The following is a 23,020-nucleotide window of genomic DNA, read 5'->3' on the forward strand; positions in this document are numbered from 1 at the left end:
TCACACAGTAACTACAAAAAAGGAAAAACAAGCACGGATAACTACCCGAAGAAGACATCAATCCCTACAAAACCAACAGGACGTCTCCTTCCAATGATTGTTAGCACAAGTTAATATTAAAAATCGTCTTCCATCTTCAATAGGAAATAATGACAGGAGTACTGATTGCGATTTTATTTCTATTAATCATTTCTATTGCCTTAGAAGTTTTTGCAAGATTGAAGTCTACTGGCAAATACAGGATTGTTAGCGTTGTAGTATTAGTTCTCAGTACTGCTTACTTCCTATTACTTCTGCTATTCAGCTTTGTAGGTATGGAGTCCTCCCCAGTATGGGTCAAAACTAGTAATAACTATACTGAAGGACTAAAAGTGTATCATATTACTGTTTATGACCACCCTGTCTATGATGGGAGAAGCAGGTTTGTGTCTAAGGGAGCTACTTTAAAGCCTAATGAAAGCAGCACAACTGTACTTGAAATAGACGGATGTGTAGCTTTTTGGACTATTGCAGTCAACACTGATAATCTTTTAGTTTATTTTAAGGCTTACAATAGCCCTCGAGTAAAACCTTATCATGACTTAATAAACGACAATACTATTGAAGATGGTTCTTTAGCTAAAATAGCCCTTGATGATATTGAGCAATATGAAAGGGAAACGTTTGCTCATAAAACCCTTATCGTCATTGACTTGCTTCTCCTTGTTGCGCTAATAGCTCTTGTATTAACTAGCAAAAAACTCAAATCTTCAAGCGCCATCAAAGTTTAAAAGAAATAACAAGTGCTAATCGAGTAGACGGCCCCGCCAGTATTAATTGACGGGGTGCGCCTCTCACACCACTGTACAAGCGGGTCTCGCATACAGCGGTTCGTTAAGTTGTGGAGCTACTTTCCTGTAGTAGTCGAGCAATGATTCATACCCTCTCTTAGCCAGCCTTTTCACCGTTACCGTTGTGATCAGCATCGGGCTTTGAGCCACCGCCCAGCCTCCTTTCCTGGTTCTGCTCCAGGCATAAGCCTGACCCTTCGGGACACCCAGCCGAATTAGGTTCTTCCTTTTCCGTTCGGGCTTTTTCCAGTCGTGCCAGATGCAGTGCCGGAGCCGATTTCGTATCCAGCTGTCCACTTCTTTGAGCTTGCCCTGGATACTGGCCATGCGGAAGTAGTGGACCCAGCCTCTTTGGGCCTCCTTCAGTTCCCGGATACGCTCCTCAAAAGAGCAAGGCGTGGTTTTGCGGGTGATGGCCTTCAGCTTCTGCTTGAGCCTGTCCCACCCTTTCTTTGCCACCACCAGCTGGTAGCGGCCCTTGTCGCCTTTCCTGTAGGTGGGCACAAAGCCGTGGCCCAGCATTTGGAAATCCACAGGCCTGCGGATACCCGACTTCTCCATGTTGATAGGCAGCCTGAGCCTGTCCCGCAGGAACAGGAACACGGCGTTGCCTACCTTTCGGGCAGTGTCTTCACTTTCGGTGTAGACGCTGAAGTCATCGGCATAGCGCACGTAGCGCAGCTGTTGCCGCTCCAGCTCCTTGTCCAGCTCGTGGAGCGTGATGTTGGAGAGCAGTGGCGAGAGCGGGCTTCCCTGCGGCACGCCCTTCCGGCGCTTGACCAGTCTCCCTTTGATAAGAATGGGAGCCCGGAGCCACTTGCGGATCAGGCGCAGGGTCAGCGGGCACTTTACCTTCCGGTAGAGCAGTTGCAGCAAGAGGCAGTGGTCCACCTCGTCAAAGAAGTTGGCAAGGTCGATGTCCACGATGTGCTGATAGCCTTCGTGGATGTAGCCGTGCGCCTGCTGCAGGGCCTGGTGGGCGCTGCGGTTAGGGCGGAAGCCGTAGCTGCGCTCTTTGAACTCCAGTTCAAAGAGCGGAGTGAGCACCTGATTCACGGCTTGTTGCAGTACCCGGTCGGTGACGGTGGGAACGCCCAGCAGGCGAATCTTACCGTTGCCCTTGGGTATTTCCACTCCTAGGATAGGAGAAGGCAGGTACCTGCCGTTGCAAATATCAGTGGCGATGGCGTCCCTGTTTTGTTTCAGGTGCGCAGCCAGCTGCTCCACGGGCATACCGTCCACGCCCGCCGAACCTTTGTTGGCCACAACGTGTGTGTATGCTTTAAGCATGTTGCCCCGGTGGAGTATCTTCTCTATCATCTCTGCTTGTACTACAGTACTTATAATCTCTTCTCCCGCTTAAGGCAGGGCTGGCTAAAACCTCCCTGCCGAATTTGGGAAAACCTAACGTTTGGTCCTTGAGTAGCCTGTGAGGCCTCCGGGTTCTTCCCGGCTCGTTGCCGCTACCTACTACGACCGCTGCTGACTTCTCCCTATGTTCACGACACCGGGAGACCTCCCCAGGTAAGAGCACCTTCCTTCCTCCGATTCCTGCTGCATCTACACAAGGTCGTTTGTTGGTCAGGGGCGTTGCAAAGAGGTGCTTGTTTACCCACGACTTCCTGCCTCTTATGCAGTTTCTGTCCGTCAGTACCGGATTTTGCAGTCCCGCTTTCTTCACTGCCGCCTCACGGCCAGCCAGCTTGCGGTTGATAACAGGCTTCACCAACTCGCCTGTAAGGGACTTGCACCCTCTGGAATAATATGATACCTTTAGTATCAGGTGCCCATACTGGGCGCACACCACACCCATAAGCCAGCTTCGCCGCCTTATGGCCAAGTACGTTGTGCTTCATGCAATGTATGAAAAGAACCTACAGGAGTAATAATTACCTCCGAACAAACAACAAGTGTAATAAATTGCTATTTTTACCTTTGTGTTTAAAATAAGAGTAATTGTTACCCTCGTTGATTATGGCCCCATTTCACAGAGAAGAACCCTACAATGACTTACCCTTGCTTCCTCCGGATGTAGATCTTGAGACGAAGGAAGTTATGCGAAAGACTGTAAAGGCAAGCAGGGCTTTGGCACAACTGAACGGAGCCATCATCAACCTGCCTAACCCAAGCCTCTTTTTAGACACAATCCATCTACAGGAAGCCAAGGCAAGTTCTGAAATAGAGAACATCATCACTACGAATGACGATCTTTATAAATCAGTCGTGGCTGAAAAGAGGTATGAACCCACGGCAGCAAAAGAGGTTATAAGCTACAAGGAGGCGTTGTGGTACGGCTTGGAAAAGCTCAAAGAGCGGCCATTTATCACAACAAACCTCTGTGTGGATATCATGCGATGTATCAAGCAAAACACATCGGGCATCAGGGCTACTCCGGGCACGACCTTATCCAACACGCAGGGCGAAGTGATCTACACGCCGCCGGCAGGGGAAACAGTAATACGCGAGAAAATGGCAAACCTGGAGCGCTTCATTAACGAGGAGAACTCGCTGGACCCGCTCATCAAAATGGCCGTCATGCACTACCAGTTCGAGGCCATACACCCGTTCATTGACGGTAACGGACGCACAGGAAGGATTTTACTTTTGCTCTACCTGAAGATGGAGAAACTGTTGGATGTGCCTGCTCTGTACTTAAGTGAGTATATCATCCACCATAAAGCGGCTTATTACCAGAAGCTAAGAGCAGTAACGGAAGCAGGAGACTGGGAGGGCTGGATACTCTACATGCTAGACATGATTGAAAAAACAGCCACCAGCGGACTCCAAAAACTGGAGGAGATTATGGGCGTTATGGAGGCCACCTCAGAGGAAATAAAAGAAAAACTTCCAAAGGTGCACTCAAAGGAGTTGATTGAGATTTTGTTCAGGCTACCGTATACGAAACGCCAGTTTCTGATCGACGCAAACATGGGGACACCAAAGACTGTGGGGAATTACTTGATCGCACTTGAGAACGAAGGCTTTTTAAAAGCGACGAAGGTAGGAAAGGAAAAACTTTACCTAAACCAGCGATTAATGGAAGTGCTGGAGAATAAGGGAGAAGCTCGAAAGCACAACACCAGCTATAGTGCATAAAAGCACCATAGCCCAGCACGTTACCCACAATAGGAGTTATTAAAAGTTTACATATAAGGAAACTTTTCTTTATCTTTGGAAGTATCTAAAGATAAGTACTAAATGCAACAAAAATTTGAAGTTGACTTGCTGGAGGAGGCTTTCAAGTATTTGGAATCGCTTGAACTGAAGCACCGGGAGAAAATACTGCAGAATATCCGAAGAGCGCAGTTCCACACCGACCCTAAGCTATTCAAAAAGCTAACGAACGAAATCTGGGAGTTCAGGACTCTATATGCTGGCCTTCAGTACAGACTTCTTGCCTTCTGGGATAAAACAGACAAGAAGGAAACACTAGTACTCGCCACCCATGGATTCGTCAAGAAAACCAGCAAGGTTGACAAAAAGGAAATTGACAAAGCCGAGCGTATTCGGGAAATCTATTTTAAAGAGAAATAACCATGAAAAGATATTCATTGAGTGAAGCCGAGGATAAGCTTATCGGTATAAAAGGAACACCAGCGCGTGACAATTACGAGTTCGAACTCAAGCTGGAGCTGATTGGAGACATGATTCAAGCAGCAAGAAAAGAAAGAAACCTGACGCAGGAGCAACTTGGGCAGCTCGTTGGAGTGAAAAAAGCCCAAATATCCCGACTTGAAAATAACGCTACTAACGTGACAATAGATACCATTTTGAAAGTATTCAACGCACTTGAGGCAAAGGTTAACTTCAAAGTTGAGTTGCTCAACAGACAGGTGAAAGTTGCTTAAAAGAACCACAATGGGTAACCCGGTGCAGACTTAACCCTTGCTATGCTTAGGGCTTCGGCTGCATAAACCGTTAGGCTGTATTTCAAAGAATTAAAAATCCACAAAACTTTTTTAGTATTAAACTTAGTGCTTACTTTTGACGTTAGTAACGCTAAAAGTAAGTATGATTATATCTTTTGGGTCCAAGGAAACTGAAAAAATCTGGAATGGAGAAAGGGTTGCGAAGCTGCCTATGGAGATTCAGACGATTGGCAGACGTAAATTAAGAATGCTCCATAACTCTCAGGATATTGCTGACCTTCGCATTCCTCCCTCCAACAGATTAGAGAAGTTGTCGGGAAACCTGAAAGAGTTCTACAGTATCAGGATAAACAGCCAATGGAGAATCAGCTTCCAATGGAATAACGGGCAAGCATCTGAAGTAGAAATTATAGATTACCACTAAGAAGAAAGAAATGGAACGACTACCCAATATTCATCCAGGAGAAATACTGCAAGAAGAGTTTCTTGTTCCGCTTAACATCACAGCCTACAGACTTTCAAAGGACATTGGTATACCTCAAACCAGAGTGTCTGAAATTTTGAAAGGAAACAGACGCATTACAGCCGACACGGCTTTAAGGCTAAGCTACTACTTTGGCAATTCCCCTAAGTTCTGGCTTGGTTTGCAAGATGATTACGATTTGGAAGAAGAGAAGGCTAACAAGCAGCAGGAATTGGAATCCATAAAACGATTTGAGAAAAACGCAGCCTAACCCAGTGCAGCCCTAACCCCCCGCTAAGCTGCGGCTTCGGCTGGACAACCCGTTAAATCGGCATTTATAAAAAAAATATTCAAATTATAAACATGAACAACAACGATATTTTACGCCGGCTCCGCTATACATTTGATTTTAATGAAGCTAAGCTCATAGAGCTTTTTAAGTCTGGGGGAGAGCAGGTAACCCGCGTAGAAATCACCGAGTTGATGAAAAAAGAAGATGAGCCTGGGTTTAAGGAAATGAGCGACCTGCACCTAGCTGCTTTTCTCAATGGTTTCATAAACGAGAAACGTGGCAAAAAGGAAGGTGATCAACCTAAGGCCGAAAACAAACTGAATAACAACATAATACTTCGTAAGCTCAAAATTGCCCTGAACCTGATAGACGAAGACATCCTGGATATTCTGAAACTGGCAAATTTCCGTTTAAGCAAGCACGAACTCAGTGCCTTTTTCCGCAAACCCGACCACCAGCATTACCGCCCACTTCAAGACCAGATTCTGCGCAACTTCCTACACGGCTTGCAACTAAAGCACCAACCCAAATCAGGCAGATAAGATTGTTTTAAAATCCGCATAATGCAAGAAACTTAATAGAAGCCTAACCCTGTTCAGCCGTAATTCTTGCTATTCTTTTGGCTTCGGCTACACCAAGCCGCTACACAATACCTCCTTCCCTACCCTCCATACCTGATCTCCACCCGCTTGCCTCCTGCATTGGCAGATTCGTAAATCGCCATGAGCACGCGCATATCGCGCAGACCCATTTCGCCAGGTACAATGGAAGGCTGATTCTTCATGAAGCTATGCGCCTGTCCGTCCATTTGCCGTACCTGCTCATAAATGTTGGGCAGGTCTATTTTGCCTTCGTGGGTCTCCCCTTTCTTTCCTTCGTAGGCATAGGCCGGACTCAGACGCCACCACCCTTTCTCGGCCTTGGCACTTAGCAGATTCTCTTCATCGGCATAACTGGTGTTGCACTCCGCTTTTACTCCATCCGCAAACTCCATCTGCCAATTGATGGACTGCTCCACACTGTGAAAGTAGTTGGGCTTTGTCACCTCCCCATACCTGGCGGTAACCGCTACCGGTGGCTTGCCCATCGTATAGATTGCCCCCTGCACACAGTAAATGCCGAGATCCATTAAAGAGCCGCCGCCTGCCAGCTGTTTGTTCAGTCGCCATACATCCAGGCTGCCGTCAGTCATGTCGGAGCTGTTGCGGGCTTCGATCTGCTTTACTTTGCCGTATACCTGCTTCTGTCCGAGCTCCATCACCCGCTGGTGAAAAGGCTCGAAGTGAAGGCGGTAGCCAATGGCCAACTGTACCCCGTTCTCGCGGCAGGCATCGAGCATGCGCTGCGCATCTTCCAGAGTAGTGGCCATGGGTTTCTCACAGATCACATGCTTTTTGGCTCTGGCCGCACGGATGGTATACTCCGCATGCATGGCATTTGGCAGCACCACATACACAATGTCGATGTCTTTGTTGTTGGCTATCTGGTCGAAGGTATCGTAAGAGTAGATGTTCTTGTCGGGGATGTTGTACTTCTTCTTCCAGGCTTCTGCTTTGGAGGGTGTGCCTGTTACGACGCCTGCCAGGTAGCAATGCTGCGTTTCCTGCAGGGCAGGCGCCAGTTCATTGGTGCTATACTGGCCTAGCCCCACCAGCGCGATGCCCATTTTCTTTTTTTGCTGCGATCCTGTTTGAGATGTTCCCGCTTCATAGGCCAAATTACCAATGTGCTGATCCATGCTATGTGAGAGAAGCGGCATACCCAACAGCGTGCCCCCCAAGGTGAATGTAAAGCCTTTGAGAAATTTGCGTCGGTCGGTTTGTAAGTTGTAGTGGTTTGTTTTCATGCGTCTGGATTATGGAGGATACTAAAAAAAACGCGCTGCACCCGTATATGTTTCGGATTGAGAGAGCTGTGTTGCTGATACCCGGGATATGCTTACCTTTGTCACTTTCATATTAGCACAGTTCTTTTGTCAACATTCCTTGCCGAGCCCCTGCTTATACCTTTTGGTGAAGTTGCAGCGGCCTACGCCCTGCCCGAAAAGTTTGGCAATCCCTTACGGTACACACCACACGCACTTGCCTTACTGGCAGCTGAGAGGTTGCAGCAACATCTTGCACAGCAGCAGGATTGGGAGCACAACTTTGGCTTAGAACCGGGACAGAAAGGGGCCGTTGTCGGGAAAATGTTTGGCGTGCTGGTTGTCAGGACGGCACAGGGTGAACTGGGCTATTTGGCAGCCTTTTCGGGGAAACTGGCTGGCGGTTTTCACCACCCTGCCTTTGTGCCACCCATATTCGATTCACTCACAGAAGGTAGCTTCCTGAATAGCGGTATGCGCGAACTCACCCGCATCAACCAGGAAATAAACATGCTTCAGAAACAAGCCACCACCGAAAGCAAGACCCGGGTAGATGCGCTGCAGAAGCTACGCAGAGAGAACTCTGTCGCGCTGCAGGCGATGCTCTTTGACCAATACCATTTCCTCAACCAGGCCGGTGAAGCGAAAAGCCTGCGCGACATTTTCAGGCAGAGAGCCAACAGCAACCCACCCGCTGGCGCCGGTGAGTGCGCTGCCCCCAAACTGCTGCAATATGCCTTTCAGAACGACATGAAACCTTTGGCGATGGCAGAGTTCTGGTGGGGCTTGTCGCCTAAATCGGCCTATTGGAAACACGGTCACTTCTACCCCGCCTGCCGCGAGAAGTGCGAACCCATTCTGGCCCACATGCTACAAGGTATGGCCCTGGACGAAGAGCCGGAATAACAAAGCAGGTAGTCAGTTTTTAGAGCATAGGCCCAGCCCACTCAACACATTTTTCGTAAGTTGCAGCTATGAATCACAGATCACCAGAGATCCGGACCGTCAACGTGGTCCGCTACGTCACGCCTCTGCGGGAGGGCGGCTCGCTGCCTGCCATTGTGGAGGCCGACGACGATTTCCTGTATGTGCTCAAGTTCCGGGGTGCCGGACAAGGTATAAAAGTGCTTATTGCCGAGCTGATCGTGGGCGAGATGGCCCGGGCGCTCGGCTTTCAGATACCCGAGATCGTCTTCATGCACCTCGACGAAGCCTTTGGCCGCACTGAACCCGACGAAGAGATACAGGACCTGTTGCGTGCCAGCGAGGGCCTTAACCTGGGCTCACACTATCTGCAAGGCGCCATAACTTTTGACCCGGTAGTGACGACCATCGACTCGGAACTAGCCTCGCGCATTGTCTGGCTCGACTCCCTCGTGACCAATGTAGACCGCACGGCCCGCAACACCAATATGCTGATGTGGAAGAAAGAGCTCTGGCTGATCGACCATGGTGCTTCCCTCTTCTTCCACCACTCCTGGGACAACTGGGAAGAGCAGGCCAAGCGCCCCTTCGCCATGATCAAAGACCATGTGCTCCTGCCAAAGGCGACTGCACTGGAAGCCACTGATAAAGCTGGTAAAGAGGTCCTGACGCCAGCCCGCATAAACGAGATCCTGGCGCTTATACCGGATGAATGGCTGACCGGTGTAGAATCACCTTTTGAAACGGCCGGGGAACACCGCCAGGCCTATGCCCGCTTCTTCGAAATACGATTAGCCCATTCTGACATTTTTGTGAAAGCCGCCCAGCATGCAAGAGAGACACTTATTTGAGTACGCCGTCATACGGGTAGTGCCGCGGGTAGAGCGTGAGGAGTTTCTGAATGTGGGTGTCATCCTGCTCTGCAGTTCACAAGGCTTCCTGCAGATACGCTATACCTTGAATGAGGAACGCCTGAGAGCCGCATTCGGTGACCTGGACATGGAAGAGTTGCGGGCTCGTCTGCAGGCTTTCGAAAAGGTATGCGCCGGGCGTCGCGAAGGCGGTCCGATCGGTCAGCTGGGCACGGCCTCCCGCTTCCGCTGGCTCACGGCAAACCGCAGTACCATCGTGCAGACTTCAGCCGTGCATCCGGGGAGATGCCTCAATCCACAGGAGACTTTGGATAAACTGCATCGGGATCTGGTCTTGTAGCACCACCATTTTGCAACGCAAACTATCCAGCAATTTGTTATATTCGCATAGACCAAAAACCGAGGTATGAACATCTCCCGCATCGTCACCATTGTTTTAACGCTAGGCGCTATCATTTTTGTGGTCATCATCCTGTCGGACCCTTATTTTTTTACTGATACCAAAAAGATACAGAAGACTGCTGAAGCGAAGCTGGAGGAAGGCATTTTGGGCAACAAAAATGCCTTTAAAGAGGCCAGTTACTACCTGAATTCGTTAATTGAGCAGGGCGATGGTGACCGCAAAACCTACGACCTCCTGTACTGGAGTTACCGCTACGACAAGAATTTTGCCCAAGCTGAAAGAGCCCTAAACGAAGCTCTGGAAGAATACCCGGATGATCTCGGCTTTCTGTACCACCGTGCCGAAATGCGTCTGGAATTGGGCAAGTACGAGCAGGCTTTGGAGGATTACAACGCCGTTATACCTGCCGCTGACGACAAAGACTTTCTCTATGATGCCCTGTATGGCCGTGGCGCTGCCAGGAATAAGCTGGGTTTAAAAGAAGAAGCGGAAACGGATAGCTGAAGGCGCAGGAACTGACGCGGGATACTCTACAGGCGTATTCAGTTTACTTTAAGGAGTAATTTGGTTAATAGCTTCGCCTTGCCGGCGGAGCTTTTTTATGGCGCGAGTCGCAGATCCCGAACCAGATTTGGGGCGTCCACGCTCGTGTCTACTATTTACCTTAAAATGACAATTGTGCACTCCGACATGATCAATCCTGAAAATCTATCTTAATCCTGAGAATCCTGATCCCCCCTCCTCAAATACTTCTTAATACAATGCAGCGCTCCTGACTTTTCGGCGAAAGGGTTGAAATCCTCTAGCTGGATTACTTTAAAACCGAGCTTCTCCCATACCTGCTTATTCGCTTCATCGGTCTTGCGGAGGTACTCCCAGCTACCATGTCCATAAGTGGGTAGCCAGACTGTCTTTTCATCTTCACTTTTAATTTCTACCAGGGCATTGTTGGCGGTAGCGTAGTACCAGCTTCGTTTCTTCTCCTCCGGGGTGTCCACATAGGTCAGCGGCAGTGGGTTTCGGATCACCTCGAAGTCTTGTCGCTCGAGCAGGGCGGCTACGTCATCAAACACATCAGGTATAGCGTAGGCTGACAGCTCCTCGCCCAGCACTTCACAGGCCATGCGGGTGTCACCGACTAGCACCTGATACCTGCCTTCTTTATTGCGCCCTGCCAGCGTCACAAACATGTCGATGTGAAAGACCGGCTGTACTGTGCCTTCCACATTTTGGGTGTGTAGCGTTTCCGTCCACTTCTCGCCATTCAGCTTAAACTCCTGCTCTTCTTCCTGCGGCACGTACAGCAAACTGCCCACTGTCACAAACCTGCGCTTGTGATCGAGGTAGCGGCTGAAGAGCTGTGCCAGCTGCTCTGTTGCCAGGTTACTTTCCTCAGGTAGCAGCACTCCCCGCAGGTCAAGCATGGAGTCCACGATGTAGTCGGCACCCATCAGGAAAAAATCGTCACCGACCAGCAGGTTGCCCCCTTCAAAATAAAGCGGCGTCTTCACCCTGTTCAGTCCAAGCGATTTGCTCAGGATATAACCAGTATAGTCGTCGGCGGCCCGGCGGTGCGAGTGGGGTTGTACGATGTAATAACTGCCATCACGCTTATCCTCCACCACTTCGTAGTCATCCTCGGCCCATACCAGCAGCTTGATGTGGCCGGGCACTTCATGAAAGCGGACCCGATTGAGCATGTCATGGGCAGAGAACCAATTCATCAGTTGCTCTTTGGTATCGCCACTTTCGGGCACCAGCAAGTGAAATTCCGTATAGTCCGGCAATTTTCGGAAGAGGTCCTGGTATACCTTCCAGAGTGGATTATCGTCGTGCCTGAGCACATAGGACGGTACCGTGAAGACCATCGCTTCCAGGGACCCGTCGGCGCCTGGCACCAGACTAGGCTGCTGGGGCATCTGACTATACTGTTGCAGCATGGTCATGGCAATGGCCCGCCGCTGCATCCCCGACTCCGGCAGGTCCTGTTGTGACTCGCTTGAGAGTTCTTCTATCAAGCGGTAGTGTCTTCTCCTGATCGGACGTGCGGCTTCGTTGCTCATAGGTATAGCGTTTATAAAATTGATATGATGGTCTGCTGCACCAGGKTTTATAATCAATCCCGTGCGTCAATCTTTGCCATTCCCCGCTGCCCTGCCCAGAGCCAGAGCAGGATGATGATCAGCTCTGCCGCAGCGTCGAGCAGGTAGATATCCCAGATTACGTTGCGGAGAGGGTAGTAGGCGCTCACGAACCCAAGCCCTGCAGCACCCCCAATACCCAGCCACTTGATCTCAGAAGTCACCCGCTGCCGGAACCCTGCCACCAACAGCACCAGTCCTACTACCGCAATCAGAATACCAACCGTGCGCACCAGCCACAGGTCTGTTTTAGGCCCCGTCACCCACAGGAAACTGGGCATGTGCAGGAGCGGCCATATACCTGTTAGCGTCCAGTAGATACCCTGCAGTTTGGCGATCAGGCTTACGCTTCTCATGGCTTCAATTGTTTAAGTTTACATGGAAGAAACCGGAGGTAAAGCTCAATTGAGTTTTTCCCCCGGTTTCTGAAAGATCAGTTAAATTAAATGCATCAGATATGTAGCTGGTCGTAGGTTGGAAGAACATAGGTGTCACCGGGTGAAAGCAAGTGCACCTTCAGATCGCGCACAGAGAAAGGCTCTCCGGTGTTTATTTCGTAAATGTTGGTAGAAGTAATGCCCAAGCCATCCACTACTGTGACCAGGCCCGAGCCAAGTACCTTTATTTCGATACCATTCCTGACACAAATGGCGGTATCCTCCTCCAGCCCTACGCCAATACAGCCCGGATTGGTGACAATGCACTGCGAAACACGGATTATGCGCCCCCGCTGTATAAAGTGCGTATCGATGGCCACATTCTTCAAAAATTCCAGCCCGGTAGTGATGCGTACGTCTCCTTTGATGTAGCCCCCTTGTGTTTCCCCTTCATAGATCATGGGCGTAGACATAGCCGCTGCACCAGCGCTGGTACCCGCAATGATAAACTTTTCATCGTAGGTATAGCGTTCCTTCATCAGTTGCAGCACGGGTGTCCCGCCTAAGATGGAGGTCAGGCGCAACTGGTCGCCACCTGTAAACATGATGCCGGCAGCACGCTCTACCATATCCAGATACTCATCCTTGAAGGCATCTTCCCTGTTCCTGACATCGAGCACTTCCACCTTTTTTACTCCGAGTTTGTTAAATTCCTTGATGTAGTCCTGTGCGATCTTATCCGGCACGGTGGAAGCTGTCGGCACTACTGCGATCATGGGATCAGATCCCTTTAAGCTCTCCACGAAATACTTCAGTATCTCGTCGCTCTCAAAATCAACGTTCTTTGACTGCTCCGCTGAAAGTTCCTTCTCTCCCTTGTCTTCCCGGCCGCCAATAGCCAGGAGGCAGCCTTTCGGGACCGGAGCTTCCTTGTGACTCTTATGACGTTCAGAAACTTTTTTCTTTGCCATTGTTCTTTATTTAACTGATTGTAAAGATTAAGGTCGTTTGTAGCTCATCACCCGTGCCGCCAGCGTATCGGCCTGCATCGGGTCTTCTTTGAAATTCACCCAACCCTCCCGCATCGAGTTCTTGGGGGCGAAGGCGATGTTGAGTTGCGCACTTTCCAGCACTTCGCCCCCTTTCTCCAGGGTAAGTTCGATCTGCACTTCCTCAGCCGTCTCGCCGCCTTCATTGTATACCTCCACCCGGTAGCGCTGCGGAGCATTGTCCGTCGGGTCGGGATAATACCGCACCACCAGATCGGGGGTGGAGGGCACATCGATATAGGTTTGGTAGCTCAGGTAGGCCAGTATGCTCAGTACAAGCAGCAGGCTTACCACGAACACAGTCCATTCCAGTGCGTTTTTGTCATCGTCCTCACCAGCCCTTCCAACCTGGCTTTGCTTATTTTCCTGTTCTTGTTTTCCCGTCATGGAGCATGTTATTTTATCAGCAGTCGCCCGGCTGAGGCCCCCAGGCTGGCTAACACACCCAACACAATGCATTGGGCTATGGCTATTTCAAAACTTACGCCTTCAAACCGGCCGAAAAACCACAGCAGGAATGCTGAAGCGGCAAGTGCCGTCAGGTAGCTCAGGCAGGTGTCTACCGTGATGGCGAAGAACAGGTTACCATTCTGGTGCCTGCCCGTTCCATGGAAATCGCTGAAGTAAACCACCACCACACTGAGAGCAAGCGACAGTAAGGCCATGAGCAATATGTGAAAGGGCGCTGCCCCTACCGCCAGCAGCACCACTTCTTCGGTAGGTGCCACATTGCCACCCACAATCACGCTGCCACAAAGCGCCAGTACCACCAGGCTGACCTTACTCCGCAGTCCGGTGCGCCAGCCTGCCTCCTTTGCTTCTGTTTGTACTTCATCTTCTTCCTCCGGTTCATCTTCCGGACTGCCCAACTGTGCGGTCCCGATGGATACGCCAATAGAAACAGCCATGGCCTCGATGATGATCTTACCCATAATCTCGTCAGTGGACATCTCCCCGAATTGTATGCGGTTGAGCACGTACAGCACAGCAAAGGACAGAATGATCCCAGCCCATCTCCTCCACCGAGTCGATGAAAACGCTACGCCACGATGCCCCGGGACGCATACCTGCATAGCGATTGTAGCCAAGCAGCAACAGGTAGGTGACCACCACCATGATCAGCAGCTGGAAGGGCGTGGCGATAAAGCCGGCCCACCATACCTCCATGGTGAAGAGGAGCGGAAAGCTGAACAGAAGTCCTCCCGCTATGCCACGGGCGTACTCTTGCAGCGATTTCCGGACAGGTCTCTTTTTCATATCTCTTGCCATACCTGTTACAGCCAGTTAACGGGGTAGCCTTACTACCAGGCCTGTAGTGATAAAACTGTGCGGGGCTGCTTTGTTCAGGCGACGCCCTGCCGCCACATCGAACTGCAGATTGGGCAGCAGCAGGTAGAGCAGTCCAACGTCCGCCTGGTGCTCGGCAGTCTCCCCCTTCCCTTTGCTCCCGAATGCTTCCAGGTAGATTGTGAGCTTGTCGCTTAGTTCCCGGGTGATGTTGGCACCGTATGATCGCACGGGGTCACCCTCAGCCCAGCCATAGCCCAGGTTATAAGTCAAGTCCATTTTTTCGGAGATTCCATGACTAAAAGCCACCCCGAACTGAGGCTCCGGATTATCTGGTTTGAATACTTCACTCGCAAGGGGCAGCGTCAGCATGGCTGATAAAGCAGCCTCCGGACGCCAGCCGCTTTCTTCCCATAGCCGTACCTTCGTGCCGACGCTTAGCGGCCCCCATCCCCTGATATGGCGCTTTGACCCATTTTCAATAACAGAATCTTTTGCGGCACCATGCAGACGCAACTCCACTCCCTCCAGCAAGCCGATGCGCAGCAGTGCTGTGGGGTAGGCGTGTGTTCTGATGGCTGCATTGAGCTTCTGGTAGTGATACCCCGCTTCCAACTGAATATAACCTCGCGACACAATGCCCGGACCTGTGACTTATCCGGCCTGTCTGTCGTAAGCTCCTCCCGTTCTTCCTGCGCCTGCGCCGGTATTACAAAAGCGCTCAGCACAAAAATCAGCAGTCCCAGCACCAGCGTTTTCTTTGGTTTCATAGCTTTGAACAGTACTTGCGTTTGTTGCGCTTTATACGCTGCATGACTATATAAGTAGGGACAGCCTATACAAATACCGATTTGCACGTAGTAGCCTCGCATATTACCGCAAGGCGCTGACATAGGCGTCAATCTGCTACCTACATGTAGGCAAGCTCTCAAAAACAGCTTGACAACTGGTATTTTCTGCAGGATGAGTTAAAAAGGAATCGGGGACCTGGAAGAGGGGAAAAAAGGGAGCCGGTTCCAACCGCCTGCAATAAAATAACAGATACCGGCTCCCTTAATAAACATGTGCAAACCGCCAAACGCACCCCAGATAGCGTTAAGCACATGATCATTTTAAAAACAACGTTTGTATCGGCAGCAGACTCACCCGGAGCCGGAACGTAAGGTTCAACCAACCTAAAACCAAAGTTCTAAACTGCCTTCCGTGTTTTGTCTATTATACGGCAACATTATAGGGAGGTAAGCCATGAATGCACTATTCAGTTGTTATTGAGATAATTTCAGTATTACTAGCCTCGAGGCTACGTGTTTTTACGCATATAAAAAAAGCCAGACACTTACCGTATCTGGCTCTTGAATTTTTGTTGATCCCTATACCTTACCAGCCACTGGCCAGCACGTCGGCTATGTGCATGGTTTTGATCGGTTTCCTGTTCTTCTGGATATACCCGTTGAGGTGCATCAGGCAACTGCTGTCGGTGGATATGATGTAGTCGGCGCCGGTGGCCAGGGCGTTCTCCACTTTTTGCTCGGCCATGGCTACTGATATGGCTTCGAACTTCACGGCAAACGTACCGCCAAAGCCGCAGCAGGTTTCGGCATCTTCCATCTCAATCATTTCGAGGCCATGCACCCCTTGCAGCAGCGCTCGCGGACCTTCCTTGATATGGCATTCGCGCAGGCGCTGCAGGAATCGTGGTAGGTGGCTTTGCCGTCGAGGSCGGCACCCGGCACCTGCGATACCTTGAGCACATCGGTCAGAAACTCGGTCAGCTCAAACACCTTTTTCTGCATAGCACGGTACTTTACCAGTTTCGATGACTTCACGAAAATGTCCTGATAGGCATTGCGCACCATACCAACGCAGCTCGCTGAAGGAGCCACAATATAGTGCGAGGTCTCGTTTGAGAAATCGTCGAGAAACTTATTGGCAACCTCACGGGCTTCGTCAAAAAAGCCAGCGTTGAAGGCAGGCTGTCCGCAGCAGGTCTGGTTCGGGTTATAGTTCACTTCGCAGCCCAGCCCCTCGAGTACCTTGACCATACTCAGGCCTGTCTCTGGATGCAGCTGATCCACGAAGCAGGGAATGAAAATATCTACAATGGTTCTTCTTGCCATAATCAGGAGAAAACAGAGCCTGAAGCTGCCAGTGCGGCAGCGAAAGCCTCTTTGTCGAGCCTCAAATTTAAATTATTATTTTCGAAGTAGCCGACCAAATTTTCAGTCGCCATGTTCCCCACGAGCTCATCCTTGGCCATCGGGCAACCGCCATACCCGCGCATGGCCCCGTCGAAGCGGCGACAGCCGGCCTGGTAGGCAGCCTCCACCTTCTCCTGCCAGGAAGTGGGTGTCGTGTGCAGGTGCGCCCCAAACTCGATGTGCGGAAAGGCCGGCACCAGTTCGCTGAACAGGTAGGTAATATTCTCCGGATTGGAAACCCCGATGGTATCAGAAAGAGAGATGATCTTCACGCCCAGCTTATCCAGTTCCTCCACAAAGCGAATAACGGTAGCCGCATCCCAGGGATCGTTGTAAGGATTGCCGAAGCCCATGGAAATATACGTAACAAGCGTTTTGTTCTGGCGCTGGCAGATGTCCTGGATCTGGGACAGTTGGCCCATGGCTTCGGCGATGCTCTTGTTAGTGTTGCGCTGCTGAAAGGTCTCAGAGACGGAAAGCGGAAAGCCAGGTAATCGATCGCTGCATGGGAGGCGGCCTCTTCTGCGCCCCGCACATTGGCGATGATGGCCAGCAGTTTGGAACGGGTATCGCGCAGGTTCAATCCAGCCAGCACCTCGGCTGTGTCCGCCATTTGCGGTATAGCCTTGGGCGACACAAAGCTACCGAAGTCTATTGTGTCGAAGCCCACCTGCAGCAGCTGATTGATGTAGTCGATCTTTGTCTGCGTAGGTATAAAATCATGCAGGCCCTGCATGGCATCGCGTGGACACTCTATTATTTTGATGGTATCGTCTGTCATAGGAAATAGATTCAGGTCGTTTTGTCAAAGATACAATAAGCCTATGTTTGAATTGGGATTTGAGAAGAGAATTTGTGCCTGCCGGATGCAGCTCGTTCAAACCAGATCAGCCAGGTAAGCCAACCTGGTGCTGGCCCGGGTATAGCAGTACCTCAATTGTAACATCCCTATCTGCCTGATTGATAATGAGGTGATAATATTTTTTTATATGATCTTATCCTCCTATATTATGCTTGCGAAATACACATAATATTAAAAAAAGCTCCATGACCAGCATTAAGAAAAGTACAGTACTCATAACTGGGGGTGCTTCCGGCATAGGCAAGCTGATGGGCAGGAAATGCCTGCAGCGCGGTGCCAGTCGGGTGCTGGTGTGGGACATCAACCCTACCGCTTTGCAGCAGACTCACCAGGAGCTCAGCAATGCTGGTTATGAAGTACATACCTGGCAAGTGAACGTGGAGATGCGGCGCAGGTACGGCAGGCAGCCGAAGATGTACAGAGCCGCTTTGGAGCGCCGGATATACTTGTGAATAATGCGGGCATTGTGGTAGGTAAGCCATTTGTGGAGCACACGATGGCCGAAATCGAGCGGACCATTCATGTCAATGTGCTGGGCGCCATGCTCGTGGCACAGGCGTTTTTGCCAGCGATGGTGGCGCGAGAGAAGGGCCATATTGTGAACATAGCCTCGGCAGCGAGTCTGCTCCCCAACCCGCGCATGAGTGTGTATGCGGGGAGCAAATGGGCAGTGCTCGGCTGGTCTGAAAGTCTGCGGCTGGAACTGGAGCAAACCGGACCGGACCTGAAGGTGACCACCGTCACGCCCAGCTACATCGACACCGGCATGTTTGCCGGCGTGAAAGCACCGCTGCTCACCCCGATCCTGCAGCCGGAGGAGATCACGGAGGCTATACTGCAGGCCGTGGAGCGCAACAAAATCCTGCTTCGCAAACCCTCTATCGTGCACCTGCTCCCCCTGCTTCGCGGCATTCTTCCCACCCGGTTGTTCGACACGGTGGCAGGCCGCTGGTTTGGGGTCTATACCTCTATGAATAGCTTTACCGGCCGACCGGCTGCCGACCAAAAACCGGCCTATGCGACCAAATCCTAACCTTTTCACCCGCTATGAACTCAACAAACACCTATGTAAACAGGGCCGGCACCGTCACGGAAGCAGACCCACAGGCCGTACTGGACCTCATCAAACAACAAAAGGCCTATTTTGCCGGAGGCCATACCCTGGACGTCAGCTTTCGGAAAGAGCAACTCCGGCGCCTCCTGGAGGCAGTGCGCAGCCACGAGCAGGAGCTGATCGATGCCATGTATGACGACTTCCGGAAACCTGCCTTTGAAACCTACACGACCGAAATAGGCTTTGTGGAGAAAGAGCTCCAGCTGGTGCTCAAAAAAATAGTACGCTGGGCGAAGCCGCAGTCAGTAGGCGAAACCCTGCTTAATTTCCCGGCCCGCAGCTATGTCTACTCCCAGCCTTACGGGGTTGCCCTGATCATCGGCCCCTGGAACTACCCTTTGCAGTTAGTGCTCAACCCGCTGATCGGTGCGCTGGCGGCAGGCAATTGCGCTATCATCAAGCCTTCCGAACTCACCCCTGCCACCTCAGCTGTGATTGCCCGGCTGATTTCGAAAACGTTTGATCCGAGGCTGGTCACTGTAGTCCAGGGAGGCGTGCCTACTACCCAGCTTCTATTGGCCCAGCGGTTCGACTACATATTTTTTACGGGCAGCACACAGGTGGGCCGTGTGGTCATGAAAGCTGCTGCCGAACACCTGACTCCGGTTACGCTGGAGCTTGGTGGCAAGAGCCTGTGATCGTGGCCGAAGACGCTGACCTGGGCCTGGCTGCACGCCGCATCGCATGGGGTAAGTTTATGAACGCTGGCCAGACCTGCGTGGCCCCCGACTACCTGCTGGTACATGAGCAGGTGAAAGACGAGCTGATAGAGCGGCTGCGCATCGCCATCCAGGAGTTTTATGGTGACTCGCCACGTCACAGCCCGGACTTTGCACGCATTATCAACGACCGGCACTACCGCCGCCTGAGCGGCTATCTGCAGGACGGCGTCGTGCGCATCGGCGGACAGCACGATGCTGACAGCCGTTTCATCGCACCGACTGTGCTGGATCAGGTAAACTGGCAACATCCTGTCATGCAGGACGAAATATTCGGGCCTATCCTGCCTGTGCTTACCTATACCCATCTGGATGAAGCGATCCGGCAGGTCAATTCGAAAGAGAAGCCCCTTGCATTGTACTTCTTTTCATCCAATGAAGTGCAGCAGCAACGCGTGCTGGAAGAGCTTCACTTTGGAGGCGGCTGTATCAACGATACTATTTCACACCTCATTAACCCTAACCTTCCTTTTGGCGGTGTAGGGGAAAGCGGTGTTGGCAGTTACCATGGGCAGGCCAGCTTTGAGCTATTCTCCAACCAGAAGAGTGTCGTGCACCGCGGTACCTGGATTGACCTTCCGCTACGCTATCCACCCTACGGCAACCGGCTTGCTTTTGTCAGGAAGCTATTCAAATGGTTATAGGTCAAGGTATAGGTATAGCAGCTATGTAGCCGCACCCTGTTGCTTCCCGTATGCAAATAAATGAGGCATTGCCGTATAGGAGCTATACACCCATATATACCTGACATGACTATGGAAAACCTGATAGAATACCTGGACGAATCACTTGTTCCGCTGGAGGAGAAAGTGAAAGAGTACCTGCATGTGGAACGTGATATCCGGTTGCTGGAAGTGGAAGTGCTTTCGCTACAGAGCATGAAGCACGACTTCGACCCGGAGCAGAACATTGAACAACAGCTGACAGATCAGCAACCGCAGAACTCCCTGAACGACAAAGAGCAGAAACTGAAAGAATTGCTTGAAAAGTACAAGGACCTGCAACAAGAGGTGATCGCGATGCTGCCGGACCAGAATAAGTTTGTAGAGCTGAACCTGGGCTATGGGCCGAGTATGGTAGGGTATTTCACAGTAGACCCTGAAACCCGCACACCGCTTGAGGAGCCGGTACTGCGCGTGGTGCACTAACTTACTACCTTTGCAAATCAACCAAAGTTTTTTCACCATAATCCACTCGCATGGGCTTACTTTTCTTATACCTGGCCATCGCGCTGTTGTTCTCTTTCTTATGCTCGCTGCTCGAAGCGGCTTTGCTCAGCATCACTCCATCGCATGTGAGCATTACAGCACAGGAAAATCCGGCGCTCGGCAAACACCTGCAAGAGTTCAAAGACAATATTGACCGCCCGCTGGCAGCCATCCTCACCGTCAACACTTTTGCGCACACTATAGGAGCAGCCGGTGTAGGTGCACAGGCCCAACTAATCTGGGGGGAGGAATACCTGTCTCTGATCTCAGCTATCCTGACCATCATCATCCTGATCTTATCGGAGATCATACCCAAAACACTCGGGGCGAACTACTGGAGACAACTAACGCCCTTTACGGTTACGAGTTTGCGCATCATGATTTACTCGCCGCTCTACCCGCTTATCGTGCTGTCGCAGTTTATCACCAAGCGACTGAAGCGCGACAAAGACAAGAGCGTCCTTAGCCGCGCAGATTTTACGGCTATGGCTGAGATCGGTATCAAAGAAGGTATTTTCAAAAGAGGTGAATCCCAGATCCTGCGCAACATCCTGCGCTTTAACCAGGTTCTGGTGCGCCACGTCATGACACCCCGTACTGTGATTTACGGTGCGCAGGAAGAGATGCCCATCGTTGACTTTTTCAAGCAAGCCAAGACGCTGCGCTTCTCCCGTATTCCGGTCTACCAGAACAGCCTCGACGACATCAACGGCTATGTGCTTAAGGACGAGGTGCTCTCAAAACTAATTGACAACCAGGGCCACCTGCCTCTAAAAACGATACGCCGCGACATAGAGGTTGTGACCGAGTATATGCCTATACCTGAACTGTTCAGCAGATTGCTCAAAGAGCAAAACCACATTGCACTGGTAGTCGACGAGTATGGCGGTACAGCCGGCATTGTGACCATGGAAGACATCATTGAAACATTGTTGGGCATGGAGATCATGGACGAGATGGACAACGTGGAAGACATGCAGAAATGGGCCCGCGAGAACTGGGAGAAAAGAGCCAAAGGCATCGGGTTTAAGACAGAGTAAGCATCACGTCTTGGGCATACCGAATCATACTAAAAGGAAAACACCCCGCTGTCTGGTTGATAGCGGGGAGTTTCTGTTTTACCCAATCAATCTATACGTCTTAGTGAAACTGTTCTTCTTCAGTAGAACCCACCAAGGCCGCTGTTGAGGCAGTACCTGACGTCACGGTATTCTGGATGGCATCAAAGTAAGCGGTACCGACAAAGGACTGGTGCTTCACGGCTTTGAAGCCCTCTTTTACCAACCCGAATTCACGCTCCTGCAGCTCGGAGTAACCGGCCATGCCGCGTGCCTTGTAGGCTTTGGCCAGTTCGAACATGCTGGTGTTGAGTGCATGGAAGCCGGCCAGCGTGATGAACTGGAACTTATAGCCCATCTTTGCCAATTCTTCCCGGAATGTTTCCATCTCCTCCACGCTCAGTTTGGCAGCCCAGTTAAAGGACGGAGAACAGTTGTAGGCCAGCAGCTTGCCCGGATATTCCGTGTGTATGGCCTCTGCAAACTTACGAGCCTGAGCCAGGTCTGGCGTAGAGGTTTCCATCCAGATCAGGTCGGCGTAAGGCGCATAGGCCAGGCCGCGGGCTATACCTTGTTCGATACCACAGTTCACGCGGTAGAAGCCCTCGCTGGTGCGTTCGCCAGGTATGATGAATTCATGGTCTCGTGGATCGATATCACTGGTGATCAGGTTAGCGGCGTCGGCGTCGGTTCGGGCCACCAGCAGGGTAGGCACACCCATCACATCGGCAGCCAGTCTTGCCGCCACCAGTTTGTTGATAGCCTCCTGTGTCGGCACCAGCACCTTGCCGCCCAAGTGACCGCACTTCTTGGCGCTGGACAGCTGGTCCTCGAAATGCACCCCGGCAGCTCCGGCCTCGATCATCATTTTCATCAGCTCAAAGGCATTCAGGTTACCACCAAAACCGGCCTCGGCATCGGCCACGATCGGCACCATCCAGTCAATCTCTCCATCACCGGTCACACTTTGGATCTGGTCGGCGCGCAGCAGGGCGTTGTTGATCTTCTTGATCACGTTCGGCACACTGTCCGCAGGGTATAAACTCTGGTCAGGGTACATGTGCCCAGCCAGGTTGGCGTCGGCGGCGACCTGCCAGCCGCTCAGGTAAATGGCGTTGAGACCAGCCTGCACCTCCTGCACCGCTTGATTGCCTGTCATGGCACCTAGTCCGGCCACATAGGCCTCGGTGTGTAGCTTGTGCCACAGTTTCTCAGCCCCGTTGCGGGCCAGGGTATACTCGATCTTGACGGAGCCCTGCAGTTTCACAACTTCATCGGCGGTGTACGGTCTTTTTATACCTGCCAACGTGGGTTCACGAGCCAGTCTTGCTGGATAGCCTGAATTCTTTCTGTCTTGTTCATGGGAGTTTGGGAGTTTAAGAATTTAAGAGTTTGAGAAGTGGGAATTAAACAGATTAGGAATTGGGGCGTTTCAGGTTTCGGGTTTAAAGTTTTGAGCTAGGTGCTAGTTTAGGTAGGAAGAGAAATTA

General features: G+C 51.2%; 22 protein-coding genes and 5 pseudogenes. 15 read left to right on the plus strand and 12 right to left on the minus strand.

Annotation, left to right across the window (positions count from 1 at the left end; genetic code table 11):
- The first annotated feature begins 149 nt into the window (after positions 1–149).
- A complete protein-coding gene (locus O71_RS09715; RefSeq protein ID WP_007656025.1) occupies positions 150–770 on the plus strand; it encodes a hypothetical protein in 621 nt (206 codons plus the stop codon).
- Positions 771–833: 63 nt separating this feature from the next.
- Here O71_RS09715 and ltrA read toward each other — a convergent pair whose 3' ends face one another.
- Positions 834–2,120 carry a group II intron reverse transcriptase/maturase gene (ltrA, locus tag O71_RS09720; RefSeq protein WP_007656026.1) on the minus strand — a complete coding sequence of 429 codons (1,287 nt, stop codon included), beginning with the start codon at positions 2,118–2,120 and terminating at the stop codon, positions 834–836.
- 765 nt (positions 2,121–2,885) lie between these two features.
- Between ltrA and O71_RS09730 the strand changes: the two genes are divergently transcribed.
- The 6 genes from O71_RS09730 to O71_RS09755 all read left to right on the plus strand — a co-directional run bounded on the left by O71_RS09730 (position 2,886) and on the right by O71_RS09755 (position 5,996).
- Positions 2,886–3,926 carry a Fic family protein gene (locus tag O71_RS09730; protein WP_237717793.1) on the plus strand — a complete coding sequence of 347 codons (1,041 nt, stop codon included), beginning with the start codon at positions 2,886–2,888 and terminating at the stop codon, positions 3,924–3,926.
- A gap of 102 nt (positions 3,927–4,028) precedes the next feature.
- Complete coding sequence (locus O71_RS09735; RefSeq protein ID WP_007656037.1) at positions 4,029–4,364, plus strand: type II toxin-antitoxin system RelE/ParE family toxin; 336 nt, start codon at positions 4,029–4,031, stop codon at positions 4,362–4,364.
- Positions 4,365–4,366: 2 nt separating this feature from the next.
- Positions 4,367–4,678 (plus strand): helix-turn-helix domain-containing protein, encoded by a 312-nt coding sequence (locus tag O71_RS09740; RefSeq protein ID WP_007656039.1) that lies wholly within the window; start codon positions 4,367–4,369, stop codon positions 4,676–4,678.
- 163 nt (positions 4,679–4,841) lie between these two features.
- On the plus strand, positions 4,842–5,123 hold the full coding sequence (locus O71_RS09745) for a type II toxin-antitoxin system RelE/ParE family toxin (RefSeq protein ID WP_007656040.1): 282 nt from the start codon (positions 4,842–4,844) through the stop codon (positions 5,121–5,123).
- A gap of 10 nt (positions 5,124–5,133) precedes the next feature.
- Positions 5,134–5,433: a HigA family addiction module antitoxin gene (locus tag O71_RS09750; protein ID WP_007656043.1), complete on the plus strand. Its 300-nt coding sequence runs from the start codon at positions 5,134–5,136 to the stop codon at positions 5,431–5,433.
- Positions 5,434–5,525: 92 nt separating this feature from the next.
- Positions 5,526–5,996 (plus strand): DUF1456 family protein, encoded by a 471-nt coding sequence (locus tag O71_RS09755; protein ID WP_007656045.1) that lies wholly within the window; start codon positions 5,526–5,528, stop codon positions 5,994–5,996.
- Between the two features lie 119 nt (positions 5,997–6,115).
- On the opposite strand, the gene O71_RS09760 is transcribed toward O71_RS09755, so the two are convergent.
- Positions 6,116–7,300, minus strand: coding sequence for a Gfo/Idh/MocA family protein (locus O71_RS09760; protein WP_007656047.1), 1,185 nt, complete (start codon positions 7,298–7,300; stop codon positions 6,116–6,118).
- Between the two features lie 126 nt (positions 7,301–7,426).
- On the opposite strand from O71_RS09760, the gene O71_RS09765 reads away from it, so the two are divergent.
- The 4 genes from O71_RS09765 (at position 7,427) to O71_RS09780 (ending at position 10,021) form a co-directional block, all read left to right on the plus strand.
- Positions 7,427–8,224 (plus strand): hypothetical protein, encoded by a 798-nt coding sequence (locus O71_RS09765; protein ID WP_007656049.1) that lies wholly within the window; start codon positions 7,427–7,429, stop codon positions 8,222–8,224.
- A 68-nt stretch (positions 8,225–8,292) separates the two neighbouring features.
- Positions 8,293–9,093 carry a HipA family kinase gene (locus O71_RS09770; protein WP_007656050.1) on the plus strand — a complete coding sequence of 267 codons (801 nt, stop codon included), beginning with the start codon at positions 8,293–8,295 and terminating at the stop codon, positions 9,091–9,093.
- Positions 9,071–9,454, plus strand: coding sequence for a DUF3037 domain-containing protein (locus tag O71_RS09775; protein WP_007656052.1), 384 nt, complete (start codon positions 9,071–9,073; stop codon positions 9,452–9,454). Before O71_RS09770 ends, O71_RS09775 begins: the two co-directional genes overlap by 23 nt.
- A 66-nt stretch (positions 9,455–9,520) precedes the next feature.
- Positions 9,521–10,021, plus strand: coding sequence for a tol-pal system YbgF family protein (locus tag O71_RS09780; protein ID WP_007656053.1), 501 nt, complete (start codon positions 9,521–9,523; stop codon positions 10,019–10,021).
- A gap of 209 nt (positions 10,022–10,230) precedes the next feature.
- Here O71_RS09780 and O71_RS09785 read toward each other — a convergent pair whose 3' ends face one another.
- From O71_RS09785 to O71_RS09820, 9 genes and pseudogenes are all read right to left on the minus strand, one after another.
- The gene (locus O71_RS09785) at positions 10,231–11,580 is read right to left on the minus strand and encodes a hypothetical protein (RefSeq protein WP_007656056.1); all 1,350 of its coding nucleotides are present in this window, start codon (positions 11,578–11,580) and stop codon (positions 10,231–10,233) included.
- A 53-nt stretch (positions 11,581–11,633) separates the two neighbouring features.
- Positions 11,634–12,014, minus strand: coding sequence for a hypothetical protein (locus O71_RS09790; RefSeq protein ID WP_007656058.1), 381 nt, complete (start codon positions 12,012–12,014; stop codon positions 11,634–11,636).
- Between the two features lie 95 nt (positions 12,015–12,109).
- Positions 12,110–13,006 (minus strand): cyanophycinase, encoded by an 897-nt coding sequence (locus O71_RS09795; RefSeq protein WP_007656059.1) that lies wholly within the window; start codon positions 13,004–13,006, stop codon positions 12,110–12,112.
- Between the two features lie 27 nt (positions 13,007–13,033).
- On the minus strand, positions 13,034–13,471 hold the full coding sequence (locus O71_RS09800) for a hypothetical protein (RefSeq protein WP_007656060.1): 438 nt from the start codon (positions 13,469–13,471) through the stop codon (positions 13,034–13,036).
- A gap of 8 nt (positions 13,472–13,479) precedes the next feature.
- A pseudogene (locus O71_RS09805) lies at positions 13,480–14,353 on the minus strand (TIGR02587 family membrane protein).
- Positions 14,354–14,368: 15 nt separating this feature from the next.
- Positions 14,369–15,007: a transporter gene (locus O71_RS09810; RefSeq protein WP_007656063.1), complete on the minus strand. Its 639-nt coding sequence runs from the start codon at positions 15,005–15,007 to the stop codon at positions 14,369–14,371.
- 741 nt (positions 15,008–15,748) lie between these two features.
- A complete protein-coding gene (locus O71_RS25550) occupies positions 15,749–15,988 on the minus strand; it encodes a heterodisulfide reductase-related iron-sulfur binding cluster (RefSeq protein ID WP_237717795.1) in 240 nt (79 codons plus the stop codon).
- On the minus strand, positions 15,985–16,488 hold the full coding sequence (locus O71_RS09815; RefSeq protein WP_237717796.1) for a (Fe-S)-binding protein: 504 nt from the start codon (positions 16,486–16,488) through the stop codon (positions 15,985–15,987). The genes O71_RS25550 and O71_RS09815 overlap by 4 nt, the downstream gene beginning before the upstream one ends.
- A 2-nt stretch (positions 16,489–16,490) precedes the next feature.
- Positions 16,491–17,335, minus strand: a pseudogene (locus tag O71_RS09820) (hydroxymethylglutaryl-CoA lyase).
- Between the two features lie 344 nt (positions 17,336–17,679).
- On the opposite strand from O71_RS09820, the pseudogene O71_RS09825 reads away from it, so the two are divergent.
- From O71_RS09825 to O71_RS09840, 4 genes and pseudogenes are all read left to right on the plus strand, one after another.
- Positions 17,680–18,464, plus strand: a pseudogene (locus tag O71_RS09825) (SDR family NAD(P)-dependent oxidoreductase).
- A 14-nt stretch (positions 18,465–18,478) separates the two neighbouring features.
- Positions 18,479–19,908 (plus strand): annotated as a pseudogene (locus tag O71_RS09830) (aldehyde dehydrogenase).
- Positions 19,909–20,019: 111 nt separating this feature from the next.
- Positions 20,020–20,412 carry a hypothetical protein gene (locus O71_RS09835; RefSeq protein WP_007656072.1) on the plus strand — a complete coding sequence of 131 codons (393 nt, stop codon included), beginning with the start codon at positions 20,020–20,022 and terminating at the stop codon, positions 20,410–20,412.
- A 50-nt stretch (positions 20,413–20,462) separates the two neighbouring features.
- Positions 20,463–21,512: a CNNM domain-containing protein gene (locus O71_RS09840; protein WP_007656074.1), complete on the plus strand. Its 1,050-nt coding sequence runs from the start codon at positions 20,463–20,465 to the stop codon at positions 21,510–21,512.
- A gap of 100 nt (positions 21,513–21,612) precedes the next feature.
- Here the strand turns inward: O71_RS09840 and aceA are convergent.
- Positions 21,613–22,892: pseudogene (gene aceA / locus O71_RS09845) on the minus strand (isocitrate lyase).
- Positions 22,893–23,020: the final 128 nt, after the last annotated feature.

This window comes from Pontibacter sp. BAB1700 (genome assembly GCF_000277005.1).
GTDB lineage: Bacteria > Bacteroidota > Bacteroidia > Cytophagales > Hymenobacteraceae > Pontibacter > Pontibacter lucknowensis.

Coding starts and splice junctions, on each gene's coding strand:
- O71_RS09715 (WP_007656025.1), top strand. CDS start 150: ATGACAGGAGTACTGATTGCGATTTTATTTCTATTAATCATTTCTATT.
- ltrA (WP_007656026.1), bottom strand. CDS start 2,120: ATGCTTAAAGCATACACACACGTTGTGGCCAACAAAGGTTCGGCGGGC.
- O71_RS09730 (WP_237717793.1), top strand. CDS start 2,886: ATGCGAAAGACTGTAAAGGCAAGCAGGGCTTTGGCACAACTGAACGGA.
- O71_RS09735 (WP_007656037.1), top strand. CDS start 4,029: ATGCAACAAAAATTTGAAGTTGACTTGCTGGAGGAGGCTTTCAAGTAT.
- O71_RS09740 (WP_007656039.1), top strand. CDS start 4,367: ATGAAAAGATATTCATTGAGTGAAGCCGAGGATAAGCTTATCGGTATA.
- O71_RS09745 (WP_007656040.1), top strand. CDS start 4,842: ATGATTATATCTTTTGGGTCCAAGGAAACTGAAAAAATCTGGAATGGA.
- O71_RS09750 (WP_007656043.1), top strand. CDS start 5,134: ATGGAACGACTACCCAATATTCATCCAGGAGAAATACTGCAAGAAGAG.
- O71_RS09755 (WP_007656045.1), top strand. CDS start 5,526: ATGAACAACAACGATATTTTACGCCGGCTCCGCTATACATTTGATTTT.
- O71_RS09760 (WP_007656047.1), bottom strand. CDS start 7,300: ATGAAAACAAACCACTACAACTTACAAACCGACCGACGCAAATTTCTC.
- O71_RS09770 (WP_007656050.1), top strand. CDS start 8,293: ATGAATCACAGATCACCAGAGATCCGGACCGTCAACGTGGTCCGCTAC.
- O71_RS09775 (WP_007656052.1), top strand. CDS start 9,071: ATGCAAGAGAGACACTTATTTGAGTACGCCGTCATACGGGTAGTGCCG.
- O71_RS09780 (WP_007656053.1), top strand. CDS start 9,521: ATGAACATCTCCCGCATCGTCACCATTGTTTTAACGCTAGGCGCTATC.
- O71_RS09785 (WP_007656056.1), bottom strand. CDS start 11,580: ATGAGCAACGAAGCCGCACGTCCGATCAGGAGAAGACACTACCGCTTG.
- O71_RS09790 (WP_007656058.1), bottom strand. CDS start 12,014: ATGAGAAGCGTAAGCCTGATCGCCAAACTGCAGGGTATCTACTGGACG.
- O71_RS09795 (WP_007656059.1), bottom strand. CDS start 13,006: ATGGCAAAGAAAAAAGTTTCTGAACGTCATAAGAGTCACAAGGAAGCT.
- O71_RS09800 (WP_007656060.1), bottom strand. CDS start 13,471: ATGACGGGAAAACAAGAACAGGAAAATAAGCAAAGCCAGGTTGGAAGG.
- O71_RS25550 (WP_237717795.1), bottom strand. CDS start 15,988: ATGATTGAGATGGAAGATGCCGAAACCTGCTGCGGCTTTGGCGGTACG.
- O71_RS09835 (WP_007656072.1), top strand. CDS start 20,020: ATGGAAAACCTGATAGAATACCTGGACGAATCACTTGTTCCGCTGGAG.
- O71_RS09840 (WP_007656074.1), top strand. CDS start 20,463: ATGGGCTTACTTTTCTTATACCTGGCCATCGCGCTGTTGTTCTCTTTC.